The sequence below is a fragment of the Cobetia sp. PS-4MA genome (assembly GCF_057670765.1).
Genome location: NZ_CM173107.1, coordinates 588586 through 605389, shown reverse-complemented (window position 1 = coordinate 605389; position 16804 = coordinate 588586). Strand labels below are relative to the sequence as shown.

Genomic DNA, 16804 nt, shown 5'->3' with positions numbered 1-16804 from the left:
CCCCCCATGCGTCATGTCCGTATAGTGAGCCACTGACCCCGCCAACAGAACTTCCGAAATGCTGCAGAACAATTCGCTGCTGGCGCAGCTGAAAGATCAAATCCGCCAGGAAATTCCCCGTGTCACGGGGGTGATCAAAGGCACCGACAAGGGCTTCGGCTTCCTCGAGTGCGAGGATGGCGAGTCGTATTTCGTGCCGCCGCCCGCCATGAAGCAGGTGCTGCACGGTGATACCGTCGAAGCGACCGTCAAGGTCGAAGGCGAGAAGAAATCCGTACAGCCGGAAGTGCTGATCGAGACGGGTGTCGACCGCTTCGTCGCTCGTGTCGGCAAGCGTGACGGTCGCCTCAACGTGATGCCGGATCACCCGTCCATCAACACGCGCATGAAAGCGCGCGTGAAGCGTGGCATCAATGAGGAAAGCCTCAATGATGGCGACTGGGTCGTGGCTCGTCTGCTGCGTCACCCGATGCGCAAGGATGACCGCAGCTTCTTCGCCCAGATCGAGGAAGTCATCGCCGAGGTGGACAACCCGCGCGTGCCGTGGCGTGTCACCCTGGCGCGTCACGCGCTGGAACAGGCCTCTCCGGAGGGCGGCAACGACTGGCCGCTGCTGGAGGAAGGTCTGACCCGCGAAGACATGACTCATGTGCCCTTCTTCACCATCGATGGTGAGAAGACTCGCGACATGGATGACGCCCTGCACATCGTCGAGCGCCCGGAAGGCGGCTGGACCCTGAGCATCGCCATCGCTGACCCGACCGCCTATGTGCCGGAAGGCAGCCGCGTGGACGAAGAGGCGCGCACGCGCTCCTTCACCGTCTACCTGCCGAGCCAGAACGTCACCATGCTGCCGGAAATCCTGGCCGATGACCTGTGCTCGCTGAAGGAAGGTGAAGACCGTCCGACGCTGATGTGCATCGTCGACATCGACACCGACGGCGTGATCGGTGAGCCGAAGTTCTTCGCGGCCACCATGCGCTCGCATCACCGCCTGACCTACGACAACGTCTCTGACTGGATCGAAGGCCAGGAAGGCAGCTGGAAGCCGGAAACCGAGGAGCTGGCCGAAGGCCTGCGTCAGCTGGAAGCCTTCACTCAGGCGCGTATCGCCTGGCGTGCACGCAACTCCCAGATCTTCCGCGAGCGTCCGGACTTCGAATTCGAGCTGGATGAGGAAGGCAACGTGCTCAACGTGCGTGCCGACCATCGCCGCATCAGCAATCGCATGATCGAAGAATCCATGATCACCGCGAACCTGAGCTGCGCCCGTCTGCTCTCCAAGCACATCGGTCACGGCATCTTCAACGTGCACCAGGGCTTTGCACCGGAGAAGTACGACGACACCATCGAATTCCTGGCCACCCAGGAGATCACCGCGACGCCGGAACAGCTGGGCAGCCTGGAAGGCTATCGCCTGCTGCGCCAGGAGCTGGACAGCCGCGAGGATACCTGGCTGGACGTGCGCATGCGTCGCTTCCAGGGCTACACCGTGATGTCTGCCCAGCCGGGCCCGCATTTCGGTCTGGGTCTCGAGGCCTATGCCACCTGGACTTCACCGATCCGCAAGTACGGCGACATGGTCAACCATCGCCTGATCAAGCGCGTGATTCTGGGTCAGGATGCTCCGGCCGAAGCCACCGAGCAGCTGACCGAACACCTCAGTGAACGTCGTCGTCTCAACCGCATGGCTGAGCGCGACGTCAAGGACTGGCTCTACGTGCGTTACCTGACCAAGGCCGCCGAAGAGCAGCAGGTCTTCACTGGCGAGATCATCGACATCCGCCGCGGTGGCATGCGTGTGCGCCTGGAAGAGAATGGCGCCAGCGTCTTCATTCCGGCACCGCTGATCCACACTGATCGCAAGAAGGTCGCGATCGATGACAAGGAAGGCCGTGTGCGCATCGAAGACGAGCTGCGTTACTCATTGGGCGACATCATCAAGGTCTCCTTGACCGAAGCCCGTGAAGAACGTCGTTCACTGGTGGGTCGTCCGGCCGAATAAGCCGCGACCTGCTCACCGCCGTCTGACAGGATGGCGGTACCCCACGCCCCGGAGCGCTCTGCGCCCGGGGCGTTTTCGTCGCTGCAACGTAACGTATTCAAAGCGTGATCGCATCGTGATAAATTGTAATTTTGTGAAACAGAAAATCACGTTACACTCATTTCATCGAGACACGAGGCATCCACACTCCTCGCGCCAACGTTGATTGAGTCAAGTACCGAGTCAGTCATTGCCATCTGTCCATGCTGCCACTTGCCGTGAGAGGACCTCCCATGAAATTCCATCGCTCGCCTGCTGCCTCACAGCGTCATGCTGCAGAACACGCCGCCATCGTGCGCCAGCCGGCCATGGTCCTGGCACGTGTTACCGATCAGCCGTCAGATGGCCACTCGCGTGACGCGGTCACGCCACAGCGACAGCGTGAGATCCAGCAGGAGGCGATGGAGCATGTGGCCATGCTGCTGGAGCGGGACCGCCGCCGGACACGCAATCGCCTGCTGCTCGCAGCCGGCATGCTGCTGAGCCTCGTGTTGCTCGCCAGTCAACGTCCCGCCGAGCCCGAAGCCGCCTTCTCCCAAGAGCTGGGCCAGACGATGTCCTCCCTGTCCGCTCAATCATTCTCATGAGTCCTGAGGCACTCCCAGGCGTAGTCCGCGTCTGAGAAGGCCTCGGGAATCCATCCGCGTATCCCCTGAATTCCTGTAGTGCACGCAACTTTCCCATCCGGCTGCCCGGGTGGGATTTTTTTTGCCATGGCATGGCCAGGTGTCCCGTCGCTTCTCCCTTTTTCACTCTCTCCCTTTTTCACTATCTCCCTTGATCACTTTCTTCCAGTATCACGTCCTTCCCGCATCAGTCCCCTGAGTCCCCTACCCGCATCACTCCCCTGAATCACTCCCCCCGCATCACGTTCTGTCTGCACCGCGGCTCACCAACGCCGCAACCGTGTTGTGTCCGCGAACGCATTCGCTGCTGGAGTGCCAGCATGACGCCTCCTCGGCTGGCATCGCACAAAATCCTCCGACCGCTGTCACATGGGTCACGCCATCCGTGGCGTAGGGTTGGCGTGTCACTCTTGAGTGCAGGGGGTAGCCAGCGACCGGAAAGCAGAGCCAGTTGCGCAACATGACTTCCGCGTTCCCAAAAGCCTACTTGAAGCCCACCCCTCTCCCCCCCAGATCAATAGCAGACTCAGACTGGGCACAAGAATTGACCTTTCGGCGCTGTCTGCCAGAAAACACAACGGAATCAAATAGATGCTCCACGTTGCAGACATGACGATGTTTCATGCGCCGTCCAGCGGCGGCGTGAGAACCTATCTGGAAGCCAAGCGACGACGCCTACGAAGCCGACCAGGCATTCGTCACAGCCTGCTGGTTCCCGGAGAGTCCTCCAGTGTCAGCGATGACCTCTATCACGTCCCGGCACCCCCGATACCCTTCGGCAATGGCTACCGCTTCCCGCTGAGGCGTGGAGGCTGGGTCAGCACCCTGCTGGCACTGCAGCCGGACGTGATCGAGGCGGGTGACCCCTACGTCACCGCCTGGGCGGCATTGGATGCAGGCCGCAAGCTGGATGTCCCGGTGATCGGCTTCTATCACTCGGATCTGCCACGTCTGATCACCAACCGTCTCGGCGAGTGGTCGGGGGCCAATGTCGATCGCTATGTGCAGCGCCTCTATCGCCATTTCGATCGCGTGCTGGCACCCAGTGACGTGATGGCGAGGCGACTGGATCGACTCGGGGTACGCAATGTCCACATCCAGCCACTGGGCGTCGATCTGAACACCTTCCACCCCGATTGCCGGGATCAGGACCTGCGACGTGAACTTGGCCTGGCGGATCACGTGCGACTGCTGGCCTTCGCCGGCCGCGGTTCACGCGAGAAGAATCTCGACGAGCTGCTGGAAGTCGCCCGTCTGCTTGGCCCGAATTACCATCTGCTGTTGATCGGCTCCGGGATGCCTCGCCACCTGCCGGACAATGTCAGTGTCACCGGCCATTTCTGCAGCAGCGCGGAGGTGGCACGACTGGTCGCCTCCGTCGATGTGCTGTTGCATGCCGGCACACAGGAGACCTTCGGTCTGGTCGTGCTGGAAGCCATGGCCTGCGGCACGCCAGTGGTGGCCGCTCGCGCCGGTGCGCTGGCGGAAAATGTTCCGCTGGGCTGTGGCCAACTGTGTGATCCTCATGCACCGCATGCCATGGCGCGTGCCGTTCAGGACATCTTCGCCAATGACCCGGCGGCCCTGGGTCGCCAGGCGCGTCGTCATGTGGAGAAGCACCACGACTGGGACCGCGTGGTGGATGGACTGCTCGATCACTATCGCGCCGTCACCGGCACTCAGCTGCAACCGATACTGGAAGAGGTGACACATGGGTGAGTCTCCAGCCGCCAGAAAGCATTTCCTGCTGGTCCTCCACGACATCGCTCCCGAGACCTGGCAGGACTATCGCGACTTCGTCAATCAGATGGATGAGCTGTGTCAGGAGCGACTTGGCCATCCCTGCCCGATCACCTGGCTGGTGGTGCCGGACTTCCACCATCGCAACCCTCTCGAGAGTGCTCCCGAATTCATTGCCCTGCTGGAGGCCCGCAGACAGCAGGGCGATGAACTGGCGCTGCATGGTTTTCATCATTGCGATGATGCGCCGCCGCCCCGCACGCCACGCGATTACGTGATGCGCCGCGTACTGACCTGGGAAGGCGAGTTCTACCCCCTCGATGAGAGCGAAGCCAGACGGCGTCTTCAGGAAGGCGCTGCCCTGTTCAAGCGGCTCGGCTGGCCGCTGTCGGGCTTCGTGGCACCGGCCTGGTTGATGAGTGACGGCACACGGCGCGCCCTGCAGGCATTGGACTTCCAATACACCAGCGACCCTCAGCACCTCTATCGCCTGCCGGACTTCACCCCCATCGATGCTCCGGGACTGGTGTGGAGCGCGCGCTCCGCGCCGCGGCGCGCCATGTCCCGCTGGGTCACGGAACGCAAGATGGCGCGTGAGCGTGACGCCGATGTCCTGCGCCTCGGACTGCATCCGGTCGACATGCGCCACACGGGCTCGCGAGACTACTGGGCACGACTTGTCACACGGTTGCTGGATGATGGCTACCTGCCGATGACCAAGATCGATTGGCTGACACACAAGGGGCTGCTCACCGCCGATCGACGGAATGCCGACAGTGCTGCCTGAGTTCCCGCAGCATGCCCTGGGCACCATGCCCTGCCACCCATCGCCTGAACACGAGAATCCACCATGAATCGCGCCCTGTGGATGCTGGGAGCCGGCCTGGTGCTGGTCATCGCCGTGCCGCTGGTGCTGGGCGGCAGTGGGCTGGGGAGCCAGCTGCGCCAGTTCCCCCTCGAGACCTTCGCGCTGATGCTGGGCATGATCGTGATGTGCTGGAACCTGAATGCCGGACGCCTGCGCCTGCTGCTGGCCGGGCGTGGCGGCCACCTCGGACAGCGGCGTGCACTGGGCATGGTGATGGCCACCGAGTTCGCCATCAGCGCCACGCCGGGTGGCAGTGGCGGCCCGTTCACTCTCATGGGGCTGCTGGCACGTCAGGGGGTACGCCCGGCACACGCCTCGGCGGTGTTTGCCGTCGACCAGATGACCGACATGCTGTTCTTTCTCTCGGCGCTCGCCAGCATCGGGCTCTACGCACTGTCGCATACCATCGATCTACGCCTGGGCTGGATGCTGGCCGTGCCGGCGCTGCTGCTGATCATCGGCTTCGGCCTGCTGGCGGCGCTCGGCAAGCATCATCGACGATTGATCAAGGCCAGTGGCCGCCTGCTGCGCTGGCTCAAGGTACGCCATCGTTCGCGCCTCAGACTGGCGCGTGCCTTGATCCATTTCCGCCATGCACTGATCGAGACGCTCGCCCTGCCTCGCCTGACGTTGAGCCTGATCTTTCTGCTGTGCTGCGCCCATTGGCTCTTGCGCTATTCCATCCTCTATCTGGCCGTCGCGGGACTTGGGCGCGACATCGACTGGAGCTGGACCTTCATCGTGCAGATGCTCTCGCTCGCCGCCGGGCAACTGACGCTGCTGCCCGGTGGTGCAGGCGGTGCCGAACTCTCGTCCACGGCACTGCTGGGACCTGTCATCGGCGCCTCCACCGCCGCTGCCGCCGTCGTCATCTGGCGCGCCGTCACCTTCTATTTCTACCTGATCGCCGGTGCCCCGGTGTTCTTCGTGATGGCGGGACGCGGCATGCTGGCCCGCCTGCTCAATCGTCGCTCGCCCTCGGCCTGACCCCCAGCGACCCACCTCTGCCGGACAGCTCCAGCGCATCATCATTCATTTCCATTGCTCATCGCCATTTGGATAAGTGTTTGTTATGGTAATGATTCGATGTTGAACGTCCATACAATAACCACATCCAAGGTGATCCTACATGTCCGGCTCCCCTCATTTCCTGACTCACCGCTCACTCACGCGTCTTGGCGTGATGGGCGCATTGCTTGTGACCACGGCCTCCACTGCCCTCGCCGATGACGCGACGCTGCGCAGCATCGACCCCGGCCATGGCACCGACAAGGTCGTCGTGGCTCACCGTGGTGCCTCGGGCTACCTGCCCGAGCACACGCTGGCCGCCAAGTCGATGGCCTATGCCCAGGGTGCCGACTTCCTTGAGCAGGACGTGGTGATGAGCAAGGATGATCAGCTGGTGGTGCTGCATGATCGCTTTCTGGATCGCGTGACCAATGTCGCCGATGTCTTCCCGGACCGCGCTCGTGAGGATGGCCGCTACTATGCCATCGACTTCACCCTGGATGAGCTGCGCAAGCTGGCCTTCAGCGAGGGCTTCACCGTCAAGGATGGCGAGCGTGTCACGGATTACCCCGAGCGCTTCCCGCTGGGCAAGTCCCACTTCGGTCTGCATACGCTGAGCGAGGAGATCGAGATGATTCAGGGCCTGAATCACTCCACGGGCCGTGATGTCGGCCTGTATGTCGAGATCAAGGCCCCCTGGTTCCATCAGTCCGAGGGCAAGGAAATCTCCAGAGCCGTCCTCGAGACGCTCAAGCAGTACGGCTATGTGGACCATGACGACAATGCCATCGTGCAGGTCTTTGATCCCAATGGACTCGAACGCATCCACGACACGCTGCAGCCCGAGCTGGGCATGGACCTGCGACTGGTGCAGCTGATGGGCGAGACCAGCTGGGACATGACCTTCCAGCCGGGCTCGGATGGCAAGCTCGAGCCCTACAGCTATGACTGGATGTACCAGGATGGGGCCATGCAGCGGATTGCCGGCTATGCCGATGGCATCGGCCCGTGGAAGCCGATGGTGATCGAGGACAGCTCGACCCGGGACGACATCAAGGTCACGCCGCTGGTCAAGGAAGCGCATGCGGCAGGCCTGATCGTGATGCCCTATACCTTCCGGCTTGATGAGGGTCGCATCCCTGACTGGGCCAGCGATTATGATGACATGCTGCGCGTGTTCTTCGTCGACGCCGATGTCGATGGCGTCTTCACGGACTACCCGGACCGCGCGGTACAGTGGCTCAAGCACAACGGCGAAGCCCTGTAGGACTCACGCCAGGACGGCTTGCAGAAAAGCGAGCGGTGACACATGAAAAAGCCGGACTCCTCAGGGAGTCCGGCTTTTTTCGTCCTGCGCAATGTCAGAAACGGATGTCAGTGTCTGATATCAGTGCTCGTGTCAGTGTCGTCCAGACTGGGAGGATCAGCGCTGAAACATGGCGTCTTCACGTCTCATTGCCCCGCTGCCTCGGCCGCCAGGCCCTTGAGCAGCCCACCGATCTTGTCCAGCGGCAGCTTGCAGTCATCCAGATCATGACGATTGGCCAGATACTGCGGATCATTCCACTCGATCACGCTGCCCCCTTCCACGGCACGGATCAGCATCTTCTGCGGGAGATCCAGCGCAGCCGAACCATTGCACTGCATCAACAGGGTGCCGACCTTGGGGTTGCCGAAGATGACGGTATGCGTGGCAGGAAGCTCCATCCCCACCTTCTCGGCACCCGCCTCATGCTCGATGACGCTGAACAGCGTCAGCCCCTTGGCCTCGAGCGCCTTCTCCAGACGCGCCTGGACGGTGGCGACATCCTCACGACTGGTCACGGACTCGATGCCCTTGGCAGGCACCTGCATGCTCGCCGAGGCTTCAGGAGCGGACGCTGCCGCCGCGCCGGAATCTGCACTGGCCATCAGCGGAATGCCGGTAACCAACGGCAGAGACAGCAGCGCCAGCAGGCGGGCGGAACGCGTGACAGCGGGGAAGGTCTTGAGCATGGAACATCCTCATCAGTGAGTCGTGTTTCGCCGTGGGGCATCTGCACGTGTCGCTTGGTCAGGTGCCAATGAACCTCATCAGATTAGCAATTGCTTGATCCAAACGCACCTGCCGTCTGGGGTGGCGAAGGCGATGCGATGCGCATTTTCATGAGATATCGCTCCCGACAATGACTCCCTCACCGAATGACAGACATGAAAAAAGGGCAGACCCGGTGGGTCTGCCCTTTCGGTGACATGCGCTCAGCGTTGCCGCCGAGCGCTGTCAGGAGATCACAGGCTTACCAGCCAGTGACTTCCTTGATGGCATCGCCGATCTCTGCGAGTGAACGCACAGTCTTGACGCCAGCTTCTTCCAGAGCCGCGAACTTCTCGTCAGCAGTACCCTTGCCGCCGGAGATGATGGCGCCTGCATGGCCCATGCGCTTGCCCGGAGGCGCAGTCACACCAGCGATGTAGGAGACGACCGGCTTGGTGACGTTCGCCTTGATGTAGGCAGCCGCTTCTTCTTCAGCGGAACCGCCGATCTCGCCGATCATGACGATGGCTTCGGTCTTCGGGTCCTTCTCGAACAGCTCGAGGATGTCGATGAAGTTGGAACCCGGGATCGGGTCGCCACCGATACCGACACAGCTGGACTGACCGAAACCGTGGTCAGTGGTCTGCTTGACGGCTTCATAGGTCAGGGTGCCTGAACGAGACACGATACCGACCTTGCCCGGCTGGTGGATGTGACCCGGCATGATGCCGATCTTGCACTCACCCGGAGTGATGACACCCGGGCAGTTCGGACCGATCAGACGCGCGCCCAGCTCGTCGCACTTGACCTTGACTTCCAGCATGTCGAGAGTCGGCACGCCTTCGGTGATGCAGACGATCAGCTTGATGCCTGCATTGGCCGCTTCAAGGATGGAATCCTTGCAGAACGGTGCCGGCACGTAGATGACGGACGCTTCAGCGCCAGTCTCGGCAACGGCTTCCGCGACGGTGTTGAACACCGGCAGGCCCAGGTGAGTCTGACCACCCTTGCCCGGCGTCACGCCACCGACCATCTTGGTGCCGTAGGCGATGGCTTGTTCAGAGTGGAAGGTACCCTGGCCGCCAGTGAAGCCCTGGCAGATCACCTTGGTGTTCTTGTCGATCAAAATGCTCATTACTTGCCCTCCGCAGCTTTGACAACCTGCTGCGCCGCGTCAGTCAGGCTGGTAGCAGCGATGATGTTCAGACCGCTTTCGGCCAGCTTCTTGGCGCCGAGTTCGGCGTTGTTGCCTTCCAGACGCACCACGACCGGCACGTTGACACCGACCTGCTCGACGGCACCGATGATGCCTTCGGCGATCATGTCGCAACGCACGATGCCGCCGAAGATGTTCACCAGAACAGCCTTGACGTTGTCGTCGGACAGGATGATCTTGAACGCTTCTGCAACGCGTTCCTTGGTAGCACCGCCACCCACGTCGAGGAAGTTGGCCGGCTTGCCGCCAGACAGGTTGACGATGTCCATGGTGCCCATCGCCAGGCCTGCGCCGTTGACCATGCAGCCGATGTTGCCGTCGAGGGCAACGTAGTTCAGTTCGAACTTGGCAGCATGCGCTTCACGCTCGTCTTCCTGAGACGGATCGTGCATCGCCTGCAGGTCCGGGTGACGGTAGACGGCGTTGGCATCGATGTTGATCTTGCCGTCGAGGCAGTGGAGGTTGCCTTCGTCGGTGATGACCAGCGGGTTGATTTCCAGCAGCGCGAAATCCTTGTCGGCGAACATCTTCGCCAGACCCAGGAAGATCTTGGTGAACTGCTTGATCTGGGTCGGGTTCAGACCCAGCTTGAAGGCCAGTTCACGCGCCTGGTACGGCTGAGCGCCGACCAGCGGATCGATCTCGGCTTTCAGGATCTTTTCCGGTGTCTCTTCGGCAACCTTCTCGATTTCCACGCCGCCTTCGGTGGAAGCCATGAAGACGATGCGACGAGTGGTACGGTCGACGACGGCACCCAGGTACAGTTCTTCGGCGATGTCGGTGCAGTTCTCGACGAGAATCTTGGTGACCGGCTGACCATTCGCGTCAGTCTGGTAGGTCACCAGGTTCTTGCCCAGCCACTGGGAAGCGAAGTCGGAAGCGGCTTGTGCGCTCTCGACCAGCTTGACGCCGCCGGCCTTGCCGCGGCCACCTGCGTGGACCTGTGCCTTGACGACCCACTTGTCGCCGCCAATCTTCTTGCACGCTTCAGCAGCGTCTTCCGGGGTGTCAACGGCGAAGCCCTTGGACACCGGCAGGCCATAGTCGGCAAACAGTTGTTTTGCCTGATACTCGTGAAGGTTCATCGTGTCATGCCATTGGTTGCATTAGACTCGAACGGCAGTCGCGAGATGCGGCTGCCACCGTTCGCCCCGGCCTGGCCGGGGCGACGCGCCTCTTGTTCGGAAGGACGCTTACTTGCGCTTCTTGCGGTTTGCGATGTGAATCGCATGCCCGTCAACGGCCAGCGCGGCTTCGTGTACGGCTTCCGACAGTGTCGGGTGAGCCGTGCAGATCAGCGCGAGGTCTTCGGCGCTGGCGCCGAACTCGAGGGCCGTCACGCCTTGAGCGATCAGCTCACCGGCATGCTGGCCGATGATGTGAACACCCAGGACGCGATCAGTCTCAGCGTCGGCAATGATCTTGGCCAGACCTTCAGTGGCATTGTTGGCCATGGCACGACCGCTTGCCGCGAACGGGAAGCTGCCGGTCTTGACTTCAATGCCTTCGGCCTTGGCCTGCTGCTCGGTCTTGCCGACCCAAGCAACTTCCGGGAAGGTGTAGATGATGCTCGGGATGGCGTCGTAGTTCATCTCGGCCTTGTGGCCGGCGATGATGTCGGCAACCATCACGCCCTCTTCGGAGGCCTTGTGGGCCAGCATCGGGCCACGTACCACGTCACCGATGGCGTAGACACCCGGCACGCTGGTCGCGCACTGGTCATCGACGTGGATGAAGCCGCGCTCGTCCAGATTGATGCCGACATCGCTGTCGAGCAAGCTCTGGGTGTACGGACGACGGCCGACCGCGACGATGACCTTGTCGAAGGTCTGTTCCTGCTCGCCGTTGGCGTCGGTGTACTTGACGACGACTTCACTGTCCTTGATGTCGGAACCGGTCACACGGGCGCCGAGCTTGATGTCCAGACCCTGCTTCTTGAGCAGCTTCTGGGCTTCCTTGGCGACAGCGGCATCGACCATCGGCAGGAAGCTGTCGACCGCTTCCAGCACGGTGACTTCAGAACCGCAACGGCTCCACACGCTACCCAGCTCGAGACCGATGACACCGGCACCGATGACGCCCAGACGCTTCGGCGTCTCGGTGAATTCGAGGGCGCCGGTGGAATCGACGATCAGACCTTCGGTCAGCGGCGTCGGCGGAATCTCGACCGGCACGGAACCGGACGCGATGACGATGTTCTCGGCGTCGTAGGTCGCCTTCTCGCCGTCGTGACCGGTGACTTCGACCTGCTTGTTGGGCAGCACCTTGCCGGTACCTTCCAGGGCGGTCACGCCATTGGCCTTGAACAGACCGGAAATGCCGCCGGTCAGGTTCTTCACGATCTGCGCCTTGCGCTCGATCATCTTGGCCACGTCGATCTCGACGCCATCGGCCTTGATGCCCAGCTCGGCGAACTCGTCACGTGCCTCGACGAACTTGTGAGAGGTTTCCAGCAGCGCCTTGGACGGGATGCAGCCGACGTTCAGGCAGGTGCCGCCGTGGACGGTCTTGCCTTCCTTGTTGACCCACTTCTCGACGCAGGCAGTCTTCAGACCCAGCTGAGCCGCGCGGATGGCAGCCACATAGCCACCGGGGCCCGCGCCAATGACGATTACATCAAATTTATCGGCCATGTCTCTTCCTGTTGGTGCAGTTCGATTCGGATTGGCATCCCGATGGGCAACCTGTCACCCATCGGGGCCGCACACGCCCGGGGAAGCCCCGGGCGTGAGGCGTTGCAGTCTCAGACGTCGAGCAGGAAACGAGCCGGATCTTCCAGCAGGTCCTTGATGGCGACGAGGAACTGGACTGCATCCTTGCCGTCGATCATGCGGTGGTCGTAGGACAGCGCCAGATACATCATCGGACGGATGACGACCTGACCGTTCACGGCCATCGGGCGCTCCTGGATCTTGTGCATGCCCAGGATGGCGGTCTGCGGCGGATTCAGGATCGGCGTGGACATCAGGGAACCGAAGATGCCGCCGTTGGTGATGGTGAAGGTGCCGCCCTGCATCTCATCGATGCCCAGCTTGCCGGCGCGCGCGCGCTGACCGAAGTCGACGATGGTCTTTTCGACATCGGCAAGCTTCATGCTGTCGGTATCACGCAGGACCGGCACGACCAGACCACGATCGGACGACACGGCAACGCCGATGTCCTGGTAACCGTGGTAGACGATGTCGGTGCCGTCGATGGAGGCATTGACGTCCGGGAAGCGCTTGAGCGCTTCGGTGGCCGCCTTGACGAAGAAGCCCATGAAGCCGAGCTTGGTGTCGTGCACCTTCTGGAAGGTGTCCTTGTACTGCTTGCGCAGCTCCATCACCGCACTCATGTCCACTTCGTTGTACGTGGTGAGCATGGCGGCGGTCTGCTGGGCATTGACCAGGCGCTTGGCGATGGTCTGACGCATGCGGCTCATCGGCACGCGCTTCTCGGGACGCTCGCCCTCGAAGGCCGGAGCGGCCTTCGGTGCAGCGGCCTTCGGTGCGGCAGCAGGCTTGGCAGCGGACTTGGCTGCGGTGCCTTCCTTGACGGCCTTGGCCACGTCTTCCTTCAGCACGCGACCGCCCTTGCCGGTACCGACCAGCTTGCTGACGTCCAGATCGTGCTCGGCAACCATCTTGCGAGCGGCCGGCGCGAGAATCTTGTCACCGACCTTCTCGTCCTGACCTTCGTCGGACTTGCTGTCGCTTTCCTCAGCGGCCGGAGCAGCGGCACCGGAAGCACCAGCGCTGAACAGTGCCAGCACGGCTTCGGTCTCGCAGGTCTCGCCTTCCTGAACCTTGATCTCGCTCAGGGCGCCATCTGCCGGAGCCACGACTTCCAGCACGACCTTGTCAGTCTCGATCTCGACGATCAGCTCATCGCGCTCACAGGCGTCACCGACCTTCTTGTGCCAGGTGGCAACAGTGCCTTCCGCGACGGATTCCGGGAAGCTCGGCGCCTTGACTTCCAGCGTCTCGCCTTCGCCACCGGCGGCCGGCTTGCTCTCGGCCTTGGCGTCGTCCTTGCCTTCAGCGGGCGCCTGCTTCTTCTCGTCGGAAGATGCGGCGTCTGCGTCACCGATGGTACCCAGTACCTGCTCGGACTCGCAGGTCTCGCCTTCCTGGACCTTGATCTCGCCCAGGGTGCCGTTCTGCGGTGCCACCACTTCCAGCACCACCTTGTCAGTCTCGATCTCGACGATCAGCTCGTCGCGCTCGACGCTGTCACCGGGCTGCTTGTGCCAGGTCGCCACTGTGCCTTCGGCGACGGATTCCGGAAAAGACGGCGCTTTGATATCGATAGCCATTGGAGTTCCTTAACTCGATTCTCTCTCGGTGCCCTTGCGGGTCGCGGGCCTTTACTTGTTGAAGGCGTCGTCGACCAGCTGGCGCTGCTGTTCGTTATGAACGGACATGTAGCCCGCGGCAGGCGCCGCAGAGGCCGGGCGTCCGGCGAAGGCCAGGCTCATGCCGAGGCCCTGACGATGCTGATCAGCGACCTGACGCATGTGGTGCTGACTCTGATACCAGGCACCCTGGTTGAGCGGCTCTTCCTGGCACCACATCACCTGCTCGAGATTCTCGTAGTCGGCGATGGCGGCCTGGAGCTCTTCCTTCGGGAAGGGATAGAGCTGCTCGACACGGATGATGGCAACGTCTTCACGGCCCTGCTCGGCGCGATAGCCTGCCAGGTCGTAATAGACCTTGCCGGCACACAGCACGACGCGCTTGACCTTGGAAGCTTCAAGATTGCCCTTGTCGGCCAGCACCATCTCGAAGCGGCCATCGGCCAGCTCGTCGAGGGTGGAAGTCGCTTCCTTGTGACGCAGCAGTGACTTGGGCGACAACACGACCAGCGGCTTGCGCAGCGAGCGGATGACCTGACGACGCAGCAGATGATAGATCTGCGCCGGCGTGGTCGGCATGCACACCTGCATGTTGTGCTCGGCACACAGCTGGAGATAGCGCTCGAGGCGCGCGGAGCTGTGCTCCGGCCCCTGACCTTCGTAACCGTGCGGCAGCAGCATGGTCAGACCGCACAGGCGGCCCCACTTGCTCTCGCCGGAGGAGATGAACTGGTCCATCACCACTTGGGCACCGTTGGCGAAGTCACCGAACTGGGCTTCCCACACCACCAATGCCGTCGGCATGGTCGTGGCGTAGCCGTATTCAAAGGCCAGCACCGCTTCCTCGGAGAGGTAGGAGTCATGGATGGTGAAGGTCGCCTGACCATCCTTGATGTGCTGCAGCGGCACGTAGGTATTGCCATCATTCTGGTTGTGCACCACCGCGTGACGGTGGGAGAAGGTGCCACGACCCACGTCCTGGCCAGTGATGCGTACCGGATGGTCGGCATCCACCAGGGTGGCGTAGGCCAGCGTCTCGGCGAAGCCCCAGTTCAGCGGCATGCCGCCGGCGGCCATCTTGCGACGGTCTTCGTAGATCTTGTTGACCTGACGCTGGACCGAGACGCCGTCCGGCACTTCGCACATCTTGTTGGCGAGCGCCTGCAGCTGCTTCATGTCCATCGAGGTATCGGCATCGCCGGTCCACTCGTGGCCCAGGTACGGCGTCCAATCGACGAACAGACCGGTATTCGGCTGCTTCACGAGGGCATTGGCGACGTGATTGCCAGCATCGAGATCCGCGCGGTACTGATCCACCAGCTGCCGGGTCTCTTCCTCGCTGAGCACGCCTTCCTCGACCAGACGCTGCGCATACTTCTCGCGAGCGGTCTTCTGGGACTTGATCTTGGCGTACATCAGCGGCTGGGTGCCGGACGGCTCGTCCGCCTCGTTGTGACCGCGCTTGCGGTAGCACACGAGGTCGATCACCACGTCACGCTTGAACTGCTGGCGATAGTCGATGGCGACCTGGGCGGCGTGCAGCACGGCGTCCGGGTCGTCACCATTGACGTGGATGATCGGCGCCTGAACCATCTTGGCGATGTCGGTGCAGTATTCGGTGGAACGCGCGTCATCGGCACGCGAGGTGGTGAAGCCCACCTGGTTGTTGATGACGACGTGAACGGTACCCCCCGTCTTGTAGGCACGGGTCTGCGACATCTGGAAGGTTTCCATCACCACGCCCTGACCGGCGAATGCCGCGTCACCGTGGATGGAAATCGGCAGTACGCTGTCACCCTCGGCGTCTTCACGACGATCCTGACGGGCACGCACCGAGCCCTCGACCACCGGAGAGACGATCTCCAGGTGCGACGGGTTGAACGCCAGTGCCAGGTGGACTTCGCCGCCCGGTGTCATGACATTCGAGCTGAAGCCCTGGTGGTACTTCACGTCACCGGAACCCTTGGCGATCTGCTTCTTGCCGTCGAATTCCTCGATCAGCTCGGACGGGCTCTTGCCCAGCAGATTGACCAGCAGGTTGAGGCGGCCACGGTGAGCCATGCCGATCACGACTTCCTTGGTACCGTACTTGCCACTGCGCTGGATCAGCTCATCCATCATCGGAATGAAGGATTCGCCGCCTTCCAGACCAAAGCGCTTGGTCCCCGGGTACTTGCTGGCGAGGTAGCTCTCGAGACCTTCAGCGGCGGTCAGACGTTCCAGCACGTGATGGCGGACATCGCGTGAGAAGTTCGGCTTGGAACGCACGGACTCGAAACGCTGCTGCAGCCAGCGCTTCTCTTCCGTATTGACGATGTGCATGAACTCGGCGCCGATGCTGCGGCAGTAGGTCTGCTCCAGCGCGGCGTGAATTTCCTTCAGCGGTGCAACGTCCTTGCCGAGGAACAGCGAGCCGGTCTGGAACTCGACGTCCATGTCAGCGGAGGACAGCTGGTGGAAGGAAAGCTCAAGATCAGGAATCGGTGCCGGCTTGCGCAGACCGAGGGGATCGATGTCCGCCTTCTGGTGGCCACGGAAGCGATAGGCGTTGATCAGCTGAAGAACACGAACCTGCTTCTTGTTCTCGCTGCTCTCGCCCGCCGAGACAGCCACCGAGCGGCGACTGTTGCGACCCATCTCGTAGAACTGCTCACGGATCGGGGTCAGCGGAACATCCTGGGAGGGGCTGCCGTCATGACGCGGCAGAGTATCAAAGTAGTTGCGCCACTCGTCGGGAACCTCGTTCGGGTCGACAAGATAACGCTCGTAGAGATCTTCTACGTAGTGGACATTCCCGCCGCTCATATGGGAAGTGCGCCACATCAACTCCATTGTGCCTTCTTGCATCTCTCGGTCACCCTGACTGATGGGGTGGGGTAGGCGCCGGACAAGCGCTGTCGGCGTCACTCGATTATGCCCTGTATGGCGAAACCATGGAGGCCTTCACCATCTGAG

12 protein-coding genes are annotated in these 16804 nt (G+C 62.0%); 6 read left to right on the top strand and 6 right to left on the bottom strand.

Annotated features, from left to right (window positions below; translation table 11 throughout):
• The first annotated feature begins 58 nt into the window (after positions 1 to 58).
• From AC26AR_RS02615 to glpQ, 6 genes are all read left to right on the top strand, one after another.
• Entirely contained in the window at positions 59 to 2005 is a 1947-nt protein-coding gene (locus AC26AR_RS02615) for an exoribonuclease II (RefSeq protein WP_136939002.1), read from the top strand.
• A gap of 272 nt (positions 2006 to 2277) precedes the next feature.
• The gene (locus AC26AR_RS02610; RefSeq protein ID WP_191236583.1) at positions 2278 to 2631 is read left to right on the top strand and encodes a hypothetical protein; all 354 of its coding nucleotides are present in this window, start codon (positions 2278 to 2280) and stop codon (positions 2629 to 2631) included.
• Between the two features lie 630 nt (positions 2632 to 3261).
• A complete protein-coding gene (gene gpgS, locus AC26AR_RS02605) occupies positions 3262 to 4389 on the top strand; it encodes an N-acetylglucosaminyl phosphatidylglycerol synthase (RefSeq protein ID WP_205700501.1) in 1128 nt (375 codons plus the stop codon).
• Entirely contained in the window at positions 4382 to 5197 is an 816-nt protein-coding gene (gpgD, locus tag AC26AR_RS02600) for an N-acetylglucosaminyl phosphatidylglycerol deacetylase (protein WP_176503038.1), read from the top strand. The genes gpgS and gpgD overlap by 8 nt, the downstream gene beginning before the upstream one ends.
• Before the next feature lie 63 nt (positions 5198 to 5260).
• Entirely contained in the window at positions 5261 to 6265 is a 1005-nt protein-coding gene (gpgF, locus tag AC26AR_RS02595) for a glucosaminyl phosphatidylglycerol flippase (RefSeq protein WP_488107505.1), read from the top strand.
• Between the two features lie 142 nt (positions 6266 to 6407).
• Positions 6408 to 7553: a glycerophosphodiester phosphodiesterase gene (gene glpQ, locus AC26AR_RS02590; RefSeq protein WP_205632712.1), complete on the top strand. Its 1146-nt coding sequence runs from the start codon at positions 6408 to 6410 to the stop codon at positions 7551 to 7553.
• A gap of 185 nt (positions 7554 to 7738) precedes the next feature.
• Here the strand turns inward: glpQ and AC26AR_RS02585 are convergent, their stop codons facing one another.
• The 6 genes from AC26AR_RS02585 to AC26AR_RS02560 all read right to left on the bottom strand — a co-directional run bounded on the left by AC26AR_RS02585 (position 7739) and on the right by AC26AR_RS02560 (position 16696).
• Positions 7739 to 8281, bottom strand: a complete 543-nt coding sequence (locus AC26AR_RS02585; protein WP_136939005.1) for a DUF302 domain-containing protein — start codon at positions 8279 to 8281, stop codon at positions 7739 to 7741.
• Between the two features lie 281 nt (positions 8282 to 8562).
• Positions 8563 to 9435: a succinate--CoA ligase subunit alpha gene (sucD, locus tag AC26AR_RS02580; protein ID WP_065392579.1), complete on the bottom strand. Its 873-nt coding sequence runs from the start codon at positions 9433 to 9435 to the stop codon at positions 8563 to 8565.
• A complete protein-coding gene (gene sucC, locus AC26AR_RS02575; protein WP_077379231.1) occupies positions 9435 to 10601 on the bottom strand; it encodes an ADP-forming succinate--CoA ligase subunit beta in 1167 nt (388 codons plus the stop codon). The genes sucD and sucC overlap by 1 nt, the downstream gene beginning before the upstream one ends.
• Before the next feature lie 108 nt (positions 10602 to 10709).
• Positions 10710 to 12149, bottom strand: coding sequence for a dihydrolipoyl dehydrogenase (lpdA, locus tag AC26AR_RS02570; protein WP_077379229.1), 1440 nt, complete (start codon positions 12147 to 12149; stop codon positions 10710 to 10712).
• A 110-nt stretch (positions 12150 to 12259) separates the two neighbouring features.
• Entirely contained in the window at positions 12260 to 13810 is a 1551-nt protein-coding gene (gene odhB, locus AC26AR_RS02565; protein WP_077379227.1) for a 2-oxoglutarate dehydrogenase complex dihydrolipoyllysine-residue succinyltransferase, read from the bottom strand.
• 51 nt (positions 13811 to 13861) lie between these two features.
• Complete coding sequence (locus AC26AR_RS02560; RefSeq protein WP_077379225.1) at positions 13862 to 16696, bottom strand: 2-oxoglutarate dehydrogenase E1 component; 2835 nt, start codon at positions 16694 to 16696, stop codon at positions 13862 to 13864.
• Positions 16697 to 16804 lie beyond the last annotated feature (108 nt).